13 protein-coding genes are annotated in these 14,416 nt (G+C 73.0%); 6 read left to right on the plus strand and 7 right to left on the minus strand.

Annotated elements, in window-relative coordinates:
- Positions 1-42: 42 nt before the first annotated feature.
- The 3 genes from ACZ5GT_RS26135 (at position 43) to ACZ5GT_RS26145 (ending at position 3,386) form a co-directional block, all read left to right on the plus strand.
- Entirely contained in the window at positions 43-2,190 is a 2,148-nt protein-coding gene (locus tag ACZ5GT_RS26135) for a carbon starvation CstA family protein (RefSeq protein WP_469030991.1), read from the plus strand.
- Complete coding sequence (locus tag ACZ5GT_RS26140; RefSeq protein WP_469030994.1) at positions 2,187-2,375, plus strand: YbdD/YjiX family protein; 189 nt, start codon at positions 2,187-2,189, stop codon at positions 2,373-2,375. Before ACZ5GT_RS26135 ends, ACZ5GT_RS26140 begins: the two co-directional genes overlap by 4 nt.
- Before the next feature lie 84 nt (positions 2,376-2,459).
- Positions 2,460-3,386: a hypothetical protein gene (locus ACZ5GT_RS26145; RefSeq protein WP_469030997.1), complete on the plus strand. Its 927-nt coding sequence runs from the start codon at positions 2,460-2,462 to the stop codon at positions 3,384-3,386.
- 11 nt (positions 3,387-3,397) lie between these two features.
- On the opposite strand, the gene ACZ5GT_RS26150 is transcribed toward ACZ5GT_RS26145, so the two are convergent.
- From ACZ5GT_RS26150 to ACZ5GT_RS26160, 3 genes are all read right to left on the minus strand, one after another.
- On the minus strand, positions 3,398-4,189 hold the full coding sequence (locus ACZ5GT_RS26150; protein WP_469031001.1) for an SURF1 family cytochrome oxidase biogenesis protein: 792 nt from the start codon (positions 4,187-4,189) through the stop codon (positions 3,398-3,400).
- Positions 4,190-4,238: 49 nt separating this feature from the next.
- Positions 4,239-4,472 (minus strand): hypothetical protein, encoded by a 234-nt coding sequence (locus ACZ5GT_RS26155; RefSeq protein ID WP_398996323.1) that lies wholly within the window; start codon positions 4,470-4,472, stop codon positions 4,239-4,241.
- 80 nt (positions 4,473-4,552) lie between these two features.
- Positions 4,553-5,542: a DEDDh family exonuclease gene (locus ACZ5GT_RS26160; protein WP_469031005.1), complete on the minus strand. Its 990-nt coding sequence runs from the start codon at positions 5,540-5,542 to the stop codon at positions 4,553-4,555.
- A gap of 263 nt (positions 5,543-5,805) precedes the next feature.
- On the opposite strand from ACZ5GT_RS26160, the gene ACZ5GT_RS26165 reads away from it, so the two are divergent.
- The 3 genes from ACZ5GT_RS26165 to ACZ5GT_RS26175 all read left to right on the plus strand — a co-directional run bounded on the left by ACZ5GT_RS26165 (position 5,806) and on the right by ACZ5GT_RS26175 (position 8,340).
- On the plus strand, positions 5,806-6,516 hold the full coding sequence (locus ACZ5GT_RS26165; protein WP_469031007.1) for a VIT1/CCC1 transporter family protein: 711 nt from the start codon (positions 5,806-5,808) through the stop codon (positions 6,514-6,516).
- Between the two features lie 130 nt (positions 6,517-6,646).
- Positions 6,647-7,540, plus strand: coding sequence for a sterol desaturase family protein (locus tag ACZ5GT_RS26170; protein WP_469031010.1), 894 nt, complete (start codon positions 6,647-6,649; stop codon positions 7,538-7,540).
- A gap of 188 nt (positions 7,541-7,728) precedes the next feature.
- Positions 7,729-8,340 carry a lysoplasmalogenase gene (locus ACZ5GT_RS26175; protein WP_469031163.1) on the plus strand — a complete coding sequence of 204 codons (612 nt, stop codon included), beginning with the start codon at positions 7,729-7,731 and terminating at the stop codon, positions 8,338-8,340.
- Between the two features lie 36 nt (positions 8,341-8,376).
- Here ACZ5GT_RS26175 and ACZ5GT_RS26180 read toward each other — a convergent pair whose 3' ends face one another.
- From ACZ5GT_RS26180 to ACZ5GT_RS26195, 4 genes are all read right to left on the minus strand, one after another.
- A complete protein-coding gene (locus ACZ5GT_RS26180) occupies positions 8,377-9,384 on the minus strand; it encodes a CopD family protein (protein ID WP_469031014.1) in 1,008 nt (335 codons plus the stop codon).
- A gap of 101 nt (positions 9,385-9,485) precedes the next feature.
- Positions 9,486-10,895 (minus strand): CoA transferase, encoded by a 1,410-nt coding sequence (locus ACZ5GT_RS26185; protein WP_469031017.1) that lies wholly within the window; start codon positions 10,893-10,895, stop codon positions 9,486-9,488.
- A gap of 150 nt (positions 10,896-11,045) precedes the next feature.
- A complete protein-coding gene (locus tag ACZ5GT_RS26190) occupies positions 11,046-12,566 on the minus strand; it encodes a S8 family peptidase (protein WP_469031019.1) in 1,521 nt (506 codons plus the stop codon).
- Between the two features lie 119 nt (positions 12,567-12,685).
- Positions 12,686-14,212, minus strand: coding sequence for a S8 family peptidase (locus ACZ5GT_RS26195; protein WP_469031021.1), 1,527 nt, complete (start codon positions 14,210-14,212; stop codon positions 12,686-12,688).
- Between the last annotated feature and the right edge of the window lie 204 nt (positions 14,213-14,416).

The following is a 14,416-nucleotide window of genomic DNA, read 5'->3' on the forward strand; positions in this document are numbered from 1 at the left end:
GTCCCGTCACATCCCGTCACACCGTCCAGGTGAGGAACCGTCATGCCTACGTCAGCCATGCCCGAATCCGGCCGCGCAGCGCCGCAGAGATCCCGCACGCGGTCCGTACTGCTGTGGGGCGCCGTCTCCCTGGCCGGTGCGATCGCCTGGGGCGTGCTCGCCCTGGCCCGCGGTGAGGAGATCTCCGCCGTCTGGCTGGTGGTGGCCGCGCTCGGCTCGTACGCCATCGCCTACCGCTTCTACTCCCGCTTCATCGCCCGCCGGGTGCTGCAGCCCGACGACCGCCGGGCCACCCCCGCCGAGCGCCTCGAGGACGGCGTCGACTTCCACCCCACCGACCGCAGGGTCCTCCTCGGCCACCACTTCGCCGCGATCGCCGGCGCCGGACCGCTGGTCGGGCCGGTGCTCGCGGCTCAGATGGGCTATCTGCCCGGCACCCTGTGGATCGTGGCCGGAGTCATCTTCGCCGGCGCGGTGCAGGACATGGTGGTGCTGTTCCTGTCGATGCGCCGCGACGGCACCTCGCTCGGGCAGATGGCCCGCGACGAGATCGGCCGGGCGGGCGGGGCCGCGGCCCTGGTCGCGGTCTTCGCCATCATGATCATCCTGCTGGGCGTGCTGGCGCTGGTCGTCGTCAACGCGCTCGCCCATTCCCCGTGGGGCACCTTCTCGGTCGCCATGACCATCCCCATCGCCCTGTTCATGGGCTTCTGGCTGCACCGCATCCGGCCCGGCCGGGTCGTGGAGACCAGCCTCATCGGCGTGGCGCTGCTGCTCCTGGCCATCGTCGGCGGCAGTTGGGTGCAGGACTCCTCGCTGGCGTCCGCGTTCACCCTGAGCCCGACGACGCTCGTCTTCTGCCTGATCGGCTACGGCTTCGTCGCCTCCGTCCTGCCGGTGTGGATGCTGCTCGCCCCGCGCGACTACCTCTCCACCTTCATGAAGATCGGCACGATCACCCTCCTCGCGGTCGGTGTGGTCGTGGCCGCGCCGGTGCTGCGGGCGGACGCGGTGAGCGACTTCGCCTCCTCGGGCGCCGGGCCCGTCTTCGCGGGGGCGCTGTTCCCCTTCCTCTTCATCACCATCGCGTGCGGCGCGCTCTCCGGCTTCCACGCCCTGGTCTCCTCGGGCACCACCCCGAAGCTGATCGAGAAGGAGTCCCAGGTCCGGATGATCGGCTACGGCGCCATGCTGATGGAGTCGTTCGTCGCGATCATGGCGCTGATCGCCGCGGCGGCGCTGGAACCGGGCCTGTACTACGCCATGAACGCACCGGCCGGACTGCTCGGCACGACCGCCGAGTCCGCCTCGCACGCCGTGGCCGGCCTCGGCTTCACGATCACGCCCGACCAGCTCACCCAGGCGGCGAAGTCGGTGGAGGAGCAGACGCTCATCGCCCGGTCCGGCGGGGCGCCCACGCTCGCGGTCGGCATGTCGGAGATCTTCTCCGGGCTGTTCGGCGGCACCGCGATGAAGGCCTTCTGGTACCACTTCGCGATCATGTTCGAGGCGCTGTTCATCCTGACGACCGTCGACGCGGGCACCCGGGTCGGCCGCTTCATGCTCCAGGACATGCTCGGCAACGTGTGGAAGCCGGTCGGCCGGGTCAACTGGAAGCCGGGCATCTGGCTGTGCAGCGGCCTGGTGGTCGCCGCGTGGGGCTACTTCCTCTACACCGGCGCCACCGACCCGCTCGGCGGGATCAACCAGCTCTTCCCGCTCTTCGGCATCGCCAACCAGTTGCTCGCCGCGGTCGCCCTGACCGTCTGCACCACGGTCCTGGTCAAGTCCGGCAAGCTGCGCTGGGCCTGGGTCACCGGAGTCCCGCTGGTCTGGGTGGTCGCGGTCACCTTCACCGCCGGATGGCAGAAGATCTTCTCCGACGATCCCAAGATCGGCTTCTTCGCCCAGCGGGCCCGCTACTCCGACGCCCTCGACGCCGGCCAGGTCCTGCCGCCCGCGAAGAGCCTCGGCGACATGCACACCGTCGTCACCAACTCCACCGTCGACGGCGTGCTGATCGCGCTGTTCCTGTTGCTGGTCGCGGTCGTCATCGTCAACGCCGCGGTGGTGTGCGTGCGGGCGGTACGGACTCCGGGAGCGCTGCCGACCAGCGAGGCGCCGTACGTGGAGTCCCGCATCGACGTGCCCGCACGGGAAGGCGCGCCGCTGGCGGGAGCCCGCTCGTGAGCGTCGGCCGCTGGGTCCGGGCGGTGCGGTGGTATCTGCGGGAGCTGACGGGCGAGGCGGAGTACGACCGCTACTGCGCACGTCACCGGCGTCACCACCCGCAGGCCCCGGTGCCGACCCGGCGGGAGTACCAGGTGCTGCGCTCCCTGCACCGGGAGACGCATCCGCAGGGCCGCTGCTGCTGACGCGGGCCTCCCGAACCGCGGGGCGGGCGGAACTCAGGCCCCACGCCGCCCGCCCCGCGCCTTTGGTCACCCGAGGGGACCGACATGCTCAGACGCCGACCCTCCCTGCTGATCCGTCCCTCGCTGGACGATGAGACCCTGCACGAGATCCTCACCGATCTCCGCCCAGCGGGGCAGCTCCACGGCCTCGGCGCGGGGCGCAGCCGCCCCCTGTGGCAGCCGGTCGCCGATCTGCTGCACACCACAGGGCGCGACTGGGACCGCCGGGCGCACCGGCTCTCCGTCCTGGCGAGCCGGCTGCCGGCCGCCGTCGCCGAGCGCTGGATCGCCGACCGGCCCGACGACGGCGACGCCCTCGCCCTGCACGCTTTCACGCTGGCCGGGCGCGGGCCGGCGGCCGGCGCCGAGCGGGCGTGTCTGCGTGCGGCGCGGGCCTGCCCGGACGACCCGGCTCCCTGGCTGGCGCTGCTGGCACTGCGGTACGCCTGCGGGGCTCCCGTCCGGGACGCGGTGGCCGTGTGGACCGAGGCCGTCACCCGTGCCCCGTGGCACCGCGGCGCCTACCACGGGATGCTGCGCCACCTGTCCCCGCGCGGCCACGGCACCGTCCCCGACATGCTGGACTTCGCCCGGCACGGCGCCGCCCGGGCACCGTACGGCTCACCGCTCGCCCTGCTGCCGGTGGCGGCCCGCGTGGAACTCCTCGCCCACCGTGAGCGGCACACGCCGCTCGGCGCGGGCGGCGTCTGGAACGAGCCACGGGCCGCGTGGGAGATCGACGCGGCTCTGGACGGCTGGTTCCGTACCGCCGCCGCACCCCACGCCGAAGCGCTCGCCGACCTCAACATCCTGGCCTTCGCGCTGGTCCGGGCGCACCGTCCGGAAGACGCCGGGCCCGTCTTCGAGCGCATCGGCCGGCACATGACGCCCCACCCGTGGAACATACTGCCCGATCCGCGGCGCACGTTCCTGTACTGGCGGGACCGGCTGGTGGGACGCCGGCGCGGCTGACGCCTCCGGGCCTAAACCGCCGCCGGTTCGGCGTCGGCCGGCTTCTGTCCCGCCGCCTGCGCCCGGTCGCGCACCTCACGGCGCACCAGGGCCCACCAGCCCACGGGGACGGCCGCGGCGAACAGCCACCACTGGATCATGTACGCGTAGTTCAGCGGAGCGTCCTCGCTGCCCGGATCGGAGATCAGCTGCGGGGTGCCGCCCTTCGGCTCGGGCGCCGTCTGCTGGACGTAGCCGCCGAGGACCCGGGCACCGAGCCGGCGCGCCTGCTCCGCGCTGTCGATCAGCATGATCTGCCGGTCCGGCAGGCCCTTGAGGTCCTTGATGCCGCTGGCCGCGGTCGTCTCGTCGGGCATCAGCCGCCCCTTGACGGTGACCTGCCCGCGCGGGGGAGCGGGAACCTCGGGGAACGCGCTCTGGCTCCGGTCGTTCGCGGGGACCCAGCCGCGGTTGACCAGCAGCACCTTGCCGTCGGTCAGCACGAACGGGGTCAGGACGTGGTAGCCGACCTCGCCGTCGGAGTTGGTGCGGCGCCGGACGACGACCTCGTGGGCGGTGTCGTAGCTGCCCCGGGCGGTCACGGTGCGGTACTTCTGCTCCCCGGTCACGGCGTGTCCGGGGGAGGTCAGCCGCTCCACGGGTACCGCATCGGCGTGCAGCGCCTCGGAGACCTGCTGGTTGCGGGCGCTGCGCTGCTCGTAGCGGTGCATCTGCCAGAAGCCCAGCCTGATCATGGTGGGGATCAGGAGCAGGGCGACCAGGGTGAGGATCACCCACTGCCGGGACAACAGGAAGCGGTACACCCCACGACCGTACAACCCGGGCGGGGGGTGTCCGCAGTCGGGTCGGGGCTCAGACCCGGTCGACGATCCCCGCCCTCCCCTCCGCGCGGGCGCAGTGGCCGCCGCAGTACCAGTGGCCCTCGACCTCGACGCCCTGGCCGATGATCTGCACCCGGCAGTGCTCGCAGATCGGGGCCATGCGGTGGATCGCGCAGGAGAAGCAGTCGAAGACGTGCACCGCGCCCTGCGCGTGGACCTCGAAGGTCATTCCGTAGTCATTGCCGCAAACTTCGCATCTCGCCATGCGCCACAGAGTGGGCCGTCACCGCCGCGCGGGCGAGCGGGCGGTGGGCGAGTCGCGTGGCAATCACCCGTCCGTACGGGTCACTCGTCCGCCGGCGCCACGTCGCGGAGCAACTGCCCGAACGCCGCCTCGTCGACGACCGGCGTCCCGTACTGCCGTGCCTTGAGCACCTTGGACGTGCCGGCGTCCGGGTCGTTCGTGACGAGCAGGCTGGTCAGCCGGGACAGGCTCGTCGCGACGTGCAGCCCGGCCTCGACCGCGCGGTCCTCCAGCAGCTCGCGGTCGACCGAGGTGTCCCCGGAGAAGGCGACCCGCATCCCCTGCTTCAGCGGTCTGCCCTCCTCGTACCGCCCCGGGTTGGGGTACGGGCAGGCCGGCCGCTTCCGGGACGGGCGCCAGCCGCCGGTGCGCCAGCCGCCGGGGCCGTCGGCCTGCCGGCCGATGCGCGGGGCGGGCCGGTCCGTCCACTCCGTCAGCGGCCGGCACTCCTGCAGCGGCAGCCGCACGCTGCCCGCCGCGGCCGCCAGGAGGCTCGGCCGGAACGCCTCCGCCAGCACCCGCGCGTCGTCCAGTGCGTGGTGCGCCCGCTGCTGTACGACGCCGAAGTGGGCGGCCAGCGACTCGAGCTTGTGGTTGGGCAGCGGCAGGTCCAGCTGCTTGGACAGCGCGATGGTGCACAGCCGCTGCCGCACCGGCGCCTCGCGCTCGGCGCGCGCGTACTCCCGGGCGATCATCTGCCAGTCGAAGACCGCGTTGTGCGCGACGAGCACCCGGCCCCGCAGCCGCGCCGCGAACTCCTCGGCGACCTCCCGGAACAGCGGCGCCCCCTCGAGCACCTCGCTCGTCAGGCCGTGTATCCACACCGGGCCCGGATCGCGCTCCGGGTTGACGAGGGTGTACCAGTGGTCCTCGACGTCGCCGCGCGCGTCCAGCCGGTAGACGGCCGCGGAGATGATCCGGTCGTCCCGGGCCAGGCCGGTGGTCTCCACGTCAACGACCGCGTATCCCTGGGGATACGCGGTCGGCCACGTCGTGGGGGAGGACGCGGGCGTCGTGCGGTCTTCGAGCATGGTTCCTGAGGATAAGGGCCGTGACTGACAGTCCCCTTCGTCAGGTGCCTCCGGGTACAGCCGTGTTCGGACATGAGCGATACCCACAATGTCTGCTGTGCCCACATATGTGGCGGTTGGCGCGATCGCGGGGGTCGCGGGTGCTTCCGGCCCTGTGCCTCAAGTGGCGCTGCCCCGTGGGCGGTTGGAATCCGGGCGTCCGGCGGCCGGATCCGCGGCCCCCGCTGCCGGGTGGGAAACGGACGGGGTGAGAAAATACCGGCGTGATGAAACCTACGCACGACGAGGCCCATGAGGGCGGGATGGGCCAGCGGCTGAACTGGCTGCGGGCCGCCGTCCTCGGCGCCAACGACGGCATCGTCTCCACCGCCGGTCTGGTCGTCGGCGTGGCCGGAGCGACCGACGACCGGGCGGCCCTGCTCACCGCCGGGCTGGCCGGGCTGCTGGCCGGGTCGATGTCGATGGCCGCCGGGGAGTACGTGTCCGTCTCCACCCAGCGGGACTCGGAGAGGGCGGCCCTGGCCATGGAGCGGCGCGAGCTGCGCGAGTCGCCGGAGGCTGAACTGGACGAGCTCACCGGGCTGTTGGAGGCGCGCGGGCTGTCGCGCGAGGTCGCCCGGGAGGCGGCCGAGCAGCTGACGAGCCGGGACGCGCTGCGCGCGCACGCGCGCGTGGAGCTCGGCATCGACCCCGACGAGCTGACGAACCCCTGGCACGCGGCATGGGCGAGCTTCCTGGCGTTCACCGTGGGCGCGCTGCTGCCGCTGCTCGCGATCGTGCTGCCGCCGGCGGCGTGGCGGCTGTGGATCACCGTGGTCTCGGTGCTGGCGGCCCTCGTCCTCACCGGCTGGTCCAGCGCGCGGATGGGCGCCGCGGCCCCGGGCCGGGCGGTGCTGCGCAACGTCATGGGCGGCGCACTGGCCATGGGCATCACCTACGGGGCGGGCACCCTGCTGGGGGCGGTCGGGGTGTGAGGCCCCCGCGGTGGCCGCACCGCGGGCCGTCCATTGGCGGAGACGGCCAAGAAGCAAGCGCGTACCCCCGGTAATACTTGTCGGTAACAACGTCTAGCCCGCGGCTCACCGGCGCCTCTACGGTGCCTTCATGCCGAACCTGCCCGATGTCGTGCTGTGGTCGATACCCGCCTTCGTGCTGCTCACCGTCGTGGAGATGGTCAGCGTGCGGATCCATCCGGACGAGGACGCCGCCGGGTACGCGGCGAAGGACGCGGCGACCAGCGTCGGCATGGGCCTCGGCAGCCTCTTCTTCGACTTCCTCTGGAAGATCCCGATCGTCGCGATCTACACGGCGGTCTACGAACTCACGCCCCTGCGCGTCCCCGTCCTGTGGTGGACCGTCCTCCTGATGCTGCTCGGGCAGGACTTCTTCTACTACTGGTCCCACCGCGGCCACCACGTCATCCGCATCCTGTGGGCCTGTCACGTCGTCCACCACTCCAGCCGGAAGTTCAACCTCAGCACCGCGCTGCGCCAGCCCTGGACCTCCCTGACGGCCTGGCCGTTCTACCTGCCCCTCGTCGCCGTCGGGGTGCACCCGGCCGCGCTCGCGTTCTGCTCCTCGGTGAGCCTCGTCTACCAGTTCTGGATCCACACCGAGCGGATCGACAAGATGCCGCGCTGGTTCGAGTTCGTGCTCAACACGCCGTCCCACCACCGCGTCCACCACGCATCCCAGGGCGGCTACCTGGACCGCAACTTCGGCGGGATCCTCATCGTCTGGGACCGGCTGTTCGGATCCTGGGTGCCGGAGACCGACCGGCCCGTCTACGGGTTGACCAAGAACATCGACACGTACAACCCGATCAAGGTGGCCACCCACGAGTACGTCGCCATCGCCAGGGACCTCCGGGCCGCGGCCGGCTGGCGCGAGCGGGCCGGACGGCTGCTGCGCGGGCCGGGCTGGCAGCCGGCGCCCGCCGCCGCGGCGCGCGCCGAGGGAGCGGTCGACGGAACGGTCGAGGAGACGGCGGCCGCGTGAACCGCTCCCGGGGCGACGACGCCCGCACGAACCCCTCCCGGGACGACGACGCCCGCACGAACCCCTCCCGGGACGACGACGCCCGCACGAACCCCTCTCGGGACGATGGCGCCCGCACGAACCCCTCGCGCGGCTCCCGCCCGGCGTCGGCCGCCCTCGCCGCGTTCGCCGTCGTCACGCTCGTCGACCTGGTCTGCCTCCTGACCGGCTTCCACCCCGGGCACGTCGTCGCCAAGCCGCTGCTGATGCCGCTGCTGGCCGCCTGGGCCGCGCTGCGGGGAGCGCCCCGGCTGCTGATCGCCGCCCTCCTGCTCGGCTGGGGCGGCGACACGCTGCTGCTGTCCGGCGCCGACGCGGCCTTCCTCGCCGGGATGGCGTCCTTCGCCGCCGGGCACGTGTGCTACCTCGCCCTGTTCCGCGCGCACGGCACCGCACGCGCGCGTACCGGCCCGCTCGCCCTCGGCTACGCCGTCGTCCTCGCCGTGACGGTCGTCCTGTTGTGGCCGGACCTCCCGGCGGGCCTCAGGGTGCCCGTGGTCTGCTACAGCACCCTGCTCACGGCCATGGCGTGCACCGCCGCCGTCCGCTTCGGCGCCGTGGCGGGTCTCGGCGGCGCGCTGTTCATGCTCTCCGACACCCTCATCGCGACCGGCATCGCCGAGTGGCCGCAGCCGCCGTACCCGGATTTCTGGATCATGCTCACGTACACGGTCGCGCAGCTCCTCCTGGCCCGGGGCGTCCTCGGCGAGCGCCCCGCACCGCGGGAGCCGCGCCGGGCGGTGCGCTCGGCCGCCCCGTGAGCGGACCGTGCGAACGGTCCCGGCGCGGGCCGGGGCTCACCATCTGATCGGCAGCGGCAGCGCCGTCAGCAGCCCCGACACCACGACCACCGCCGCCAGCACGACGACCTCGGCCCGCGCGGGGACGCAGGCGGTGAGCGGGCGGGCCGCCCGGCGCAGCCGGATCCGCGCCCACAGCGCGAGCCCGGCGACGGCGACCACCAGGATCACCTTGGCGAGCAGGGTGCGTCCGTACGCCGTCGTGGTCAGCTGGTCGAGGATCGTCGCCGACGGCATCCGGCGCAGCGAACTGGTCACCCCGGTCGCGGCGATGGCGGCGAGCAGGACGGCCGCCACGCGCGCGTACAGGCCGAACAGGGCCGCCCCCGTCCCGCCGGGCCCCCACCGCCGCAGCGTGCGCAGGGCGTGCAACAGACCGCCCGCCCACAGCGCCGCGCACGTCAGGTGCACCGCCGTCAGGCCGGAGCCGAGCAGCGGGGTGTGCTCCGTCGGGGGGTGCGCGCGCAGGGCCTCCGCGACGACCACCGCGGCCAGCGGCCACAACTGGCCGGCCGGACGGCGGGAGACGGCGCACAGGCCCGCCGCGAGGAAGGCGTTGACCTCCACCAGCGCGAGCTTGCCGTCGCGCGAGGCGTACAGGCCGCCGACGTCGACCTGGGCGAGGCTGTGCGGCACCAGGTTGCCCGTCGCCACCACCGAGGCGAGCCCCAGGGCGGCCAGGAAACCGGCGGCGGCCGCGTAGGGGGCCCAGCTGCGGGGTGCGGCGACCGGGGCGCCGGGCACCGAACGGGCGAGCCCCCGGACGAGGAACTCGCCCGCCGGCACGCACAGCGCCAGGAACAGCACCGCGCGCAGCAGCGCGATGCCGCCGGTGCCGGGCGCGGCGGCCTCTCCGGTGCCGCGCAGCGCGGCGGACGGGCCCAGCAGGGGGATCAGCGCGCCGAGCGCCGCCAGGGCGAGCAGGGCGGCGGCCCGGCCGGCACCGGACCGCCGTATGGACCCGCTCGCGTCGGCGGCCTCCGGCGTGGGTCTGGTCAAAGTCACCCCAGGATCTTCACCAGCCATCGCAGAACCGGGCAAGTCAAGGAAAACGACCGGCGGTACGGCATTCCGCTCATGGACGCGTTTCCGGCCCGGTCCGGGGATCAGGCCCAGCGCGGCGCGTCCGACCCCCAGGGCGTGGCCGGCCGCACCCAGTCGGCGGGCCCGCCGACGAAGGAAACCGGAGGCAGGGCGTATCGCAGCCGCCCGATCGCGCTGTCCGTCCCGGCGAGACGGGAACCCGGTTCGCCGTCGGCCGCGTGCCCCGCCTCGCCGGCCTCGCCCGGCTCGATCTCCTCGGTCAGCCATTGGGCCGTCCGGGCCAGTGCTAGCCGCACGAGCCGGCCGCCGCCCTCCCGCGACTGCTCGGTCAGCGCCCGCAGCACGGCCGCCGCCAGCAGGTACCCGGTGCCGTGGTCGAGGGCCTGCGCCGGCAGCGCGCCGGGCCGCTCCGCCGATCCCTCCAGCACGGCGATCCCGGTGGCCGCCTGCACCAGGCTGTCGAAGCCCCGCCGTCCGCGCCACGGCCCGTACCCGCCCCACGCCGACAACTGCGCCACGACCAGGCCGGGCCGCCGCTCGGCCAGCGCCTCGGGCGACAGGCCGAACCGGTCCAGGGCGCCGGGCCGGTAGCCGGTGACGACCACGTCCGCCGCCGCGAGCAGTTCCTCGAAGGCACGCCGGTCGGTCGCCAGGTCCAGCGTCGCCGAACGCTTGCCGAAGCCGGTGTCGGCGTGCTGGTCGGGCAGTTCGGGCAGGTGCGGCGGGTCCAGGCGCAGCACGTCCGCGCCGAGCAGGGCGAGGGTGCGGGTGGCGACCGGTCCGGCGAGCACCCGGGTGAGGTCCAGGACCCGCAGGCCGGCGGCGGGCAGCAGAGGCGTGCCGGCCGGCCGGGCGAGCACACGAGCGTGCCCCGCGTCGAGCCGCTCGCGCTCGACCAGCGGCCGCCGGGCCACCTCGGCCGCCTGCTCGTGCGCGGCCCACTCCTTCGGCGTCCGCAGCGCCACGGCGAGGGCGCCGGCCGCGCACACGGTCTCCTCGGCCTCCGCCGAGGACCGCTCCGCGAGCGCCGCCGCGACCGCGGCAACGGCCTCGGGGTCCTCCGAGCCCTCGGGGCCCTCGGGGCCCTGGGACACGCCCAGCGCCTCCAGCAGCCGCGCCCGGTGGTGCGGGTAGTTGGCGTGCGTGCGCACCCAGCCGTCCGCCGTCCGCCAGAACCGCGACAGGGGGGCGAAGTTGACCGGCGCCCGGCCGTCGATCAGCAGGTGCCGCTCACTGTGGAACGCCGCGGCGACGGCCGCGTCGTCCACCCGGACCGCCGGCACCTCGTCGAGCCCGGCCCGCACGGCCGCCAGCTCCGCCGCCGCCAGGGCGCACGCCCCGACGCAGGCCCGGGCCAGCTCCCGCACCGGCAGGCGGGCCTCGAGCGGGCCGGGACGCACGACGGTCGAGACACGCGAGAGGAGGGCGGGGTCGCCGCCCAGCGCTCTCCAGGCGAACATGATGTCAGTCATGACTCGACTATGCATTATTGATTCAATCAATATATAGGCTCTCGCGGCCTCATCGGGCCTCGTCGGATAGTGCCGGAGCACGCGAAAGGGGCCGGACGTTCCCGTCCGGCCCCTTCTCCTTGCCTTCACGCGTGCGTGGGCATTACCGCGTTACCGCGTCACCGCGTCCAGGGCATCCGCGATGCCCCAGCCGTAGAAGCCGTTGCGGTTCTTCGGCCCCTCGCAGACCGCGTCCACCTTGCCGTCACCGTCGATGTCGTACGGGTCCGGGCACGCCGTGGCGTCGGCCTCGGCGTACAGCAGCGCCTTGACCAGGGCCGGGGAGGCGTGCGGGTGGGTGGACTTGATCAACGCGGCGACCGCCGCCACGTGCGGCGAGGCCATCGACGTGCCCGCCATGTAGCCCCACTTGCCGCCGGGCAGCGTGCCCAGGATCAGGCCGCTGGTGGCCGGCGGGGCCGGGGTCTGGTAGCGGGTCGAGTCGCCGCCCGGCGCGGCGATGTCGACGGTGCCCAGACCGTAGTTGGAGTAGGACGACTTGAGGCCCTTGGCGCCGGTGGCCGCGACGGTCACCACACCCGGCAACTGGGTCGGTATGTCGTAGCACTTCGACGGGTCGATCACCCGGTCCGAGGCGGTGCCGTCGTTGGGCGAGACCGGGTCGGTGATCTCGGCGGCGTTGAGGTCGTAGTTCTCGTTGCCGGCCGCCGCGACGTTGACCGCGCCCTTCTTCTCCGCGTACCGCGAGGCCCGGGTGACGGCGTCCACGAGCGCCTTCTGGTCCGGGTCGTCCTTGCAGTTGAAGTACCAGGGGTCGGTGTAATAGCTGTTGTTCGTCACGTCGACGCCGTGCTCGGCCGCCCACACGAAGCCGCACACCACGGCCTCGGTGTAGAAGTAGCCGTCCGGGTTGCCCACCTTGATGCCGGCGACCTTGACGCCGGGCGCGACGCCCGTCATGCCGACGCCGTTCTTCGCCGCCGCGATCTCGCCCGCCACGTGCGTGCCGTGCGGGCTCTCCGAGGCGCTCGGCCGCCAGGCGCCGTCGGTCGTGTCCGGCTTGCCGGAAACGCAGTTGACCGAGGCGCCGCGGTCGAAGTTCGGCGCGATGTCGGGGTGGGTGTCGTCGACGCCGGTGTCGATCACGGCGACGGTCACGTCCGGGCTGCCCAGCGACTTCTCGTGCGCCTTGTCCGCCTTGATGGCGGTCAGGTCCCACTGCAGGGGCTCCAACGGGTCCTGCCCGTCGGCCGCCTGCACGTCGGCCAGTTCGTCGGCGGTGAGCGCCTTCGGCGTGCCCATGTCCGTCGTCGACTGGGCGGGCAGCGGCGCGTTGCGCGTGTTGCCGGCCGACTGCACGCCCGGCACCTGGCGGACGGTCCTGGCGAAGTCCGGGTTCGACGAGTGCACGACGATCACGCCGATCTCGTCGTACGACGTCACGATCGTGCCGCCGGCCTCGGCGATCGCCTTCTTCACGTGCGCCGAAGGGCCGTGCCCGGGACGGACGTTGACGACGTAGCTGAGCGAGGTGGCGTCCGCCGCGGCCGTCGTGCCGGCCTGCGGGGCCGCCGAGGCGGTGACGTTCGGCAGGAACGCGAGAGCCGTCGCCATGGCCGTCCCGACCGGGATCGCCAGCGCGCGGCGCAGGCGCGGGTGAGGCGCTGTCATGTGTGGGTGTCTCCAGTTCGTTCGCGGTACGAGCGGACCGTGCGGGCCTCAGGGCCTGTCCGGCATGTTCCGCCGGACAGGCCCTGAGCCCGGGGGGCCGAAGCCCCCCGGGAAGCGGGTTACTTCACCGCGCGCAGCGCGTTGACGACACCGAAGCCGTAGAACCCGTTGACGCGCTTGCCGCCCACGCAGGTCGCGTCCACCACGCCGTCGCCGTTGCCGTCGTACGGCTCCGTCGGGCAGCCCGGGTTGTCCGCCTGCGCCTTCAGCAGCGCCTGCAGCTGGGCCGGGGTCGCCCACGGGTGCGTCGACTTCAGCAGCGCGGCGACGGCCGCGACGTGCGGCGAGGCCATCGAGGTGCCCTGCAGGAAGCCGTACTGGTTGTTCGGCATCGTGGAGAGGATGCGGCCGTTCTTCGACGGCGTGTCCGGGATCTGGTACTTGTCGCCGCCAGGCCCCGCGACGTCGACGACGCCGTCACCGTAGCTGGAGTAGTACGACTTGGTGCCCTTGACGCCCGTCGCGCTGACCGTGACGACGCCCGGAAGCTGGGTCGGCACGTCGAAGCACTCGTGCGGGTCGACCGTCCGGGTCACGGCGGTCGAGTCGTCGGGGCTGGAATCGTCGACCAGGGCGTCGGAGTCCAGGTCGTCGTTGGAGTTGCCCGCGGAGGCCACGTTGAGCGTGCCCTTGCTCCGCGCGTAGAGCTGCGCCCTGTTGACCGCGTCGACGATGGCCCGCTGGTCCGGGTCGTCCATGCAGTTGTACAGCCACGGGTCGACGTAGTAGCTGTTGTTCGTGACCTCGACGCCGTGGTCGGCGGCGAACACGAAGGCGCACACGACGCTCTCCGGGAAGAACAGCGAGTTCTCGTCCGGCTGCGCCACGGTGATGCTCGCGACCTTCACGCCCGGGGCCACGCCCGCCACGCCGATGCCGTTGCGGGCCGCGGCGATCTCGCCCGCCACGTGCGTGCCGTGGTAGTGGTCGGCGTCCACCGGACGCCAGGAGCCGTACGTGGTGTCCGCCTTGCCGCTGACGCAGTTCGCGGACTGCCCGGCGGAGAAGTTCGGCGCGATGTCGGGGTGGGTGTCGTCGACGCCGGTGTCGATCACCGCGACGGTCACCTTCTTGCTGCCCGGGTTGATCTCGGCGGCCTTGTCGGCGCCGATCGCCCGCAGGTCCCACTGGTCGGCCTCGAGGGGCTCCTCGCCGGCCGCCGAGCTGCTCGCGACCTTCGCCGCCTCGGCCTTGGAGAGGTACTGCACGGCGCCCTCGTCCGTCGTCCCCGCCGCGGTGACCGGCGAGGTGCGCGAGGCGCCCGCCGACTGCACGCCGCGGACCTTGCGTATCTGCTGGGCGAAGTCGGGGTTCGCCGAGTGGGCGACGATCACGCCTATCTTGTCGTAGGCCACGACCACGGTGCCGCCGGCCGCGGTGATCGCGTTCTTGACCGCCTCGATCGTGTGGTGGTCGGTCTTGGTGTTAACGAGGTACGCGTAGGTCTCCGCGTCTGCTGCCTGAGCCGTCGACTCCGCCCGCGGGGCGGCCTGGGCCGCCGCCGGCAGGAAGCCGAGCGAGGCGGTCAGGGACAGCACGACCGGCACCGCGAGGGCGAGCCGGCGTCTTGAACGCAGATGAGCCATGGGGTCTCCACATCATCCTGAAACAGAACCGCCCGAGACACAGGTGCTGCTCGGGCAGGTACATGACGGGTGGTGCAGAGCCGAAACTATCTTCCGCAGTCGTTGGCCAGCAATGACTTACCTCAGGTGACTTCGGAAAGAACGGAAGGTGGTTGAACCCGTCTCCGTGCCGCGCCGTGCCCTTGGACAGGGAACGCGAGGACA

It is taken from the genome of Streptomyces sp. NPDC031340, from assembly GCF_055569945.1.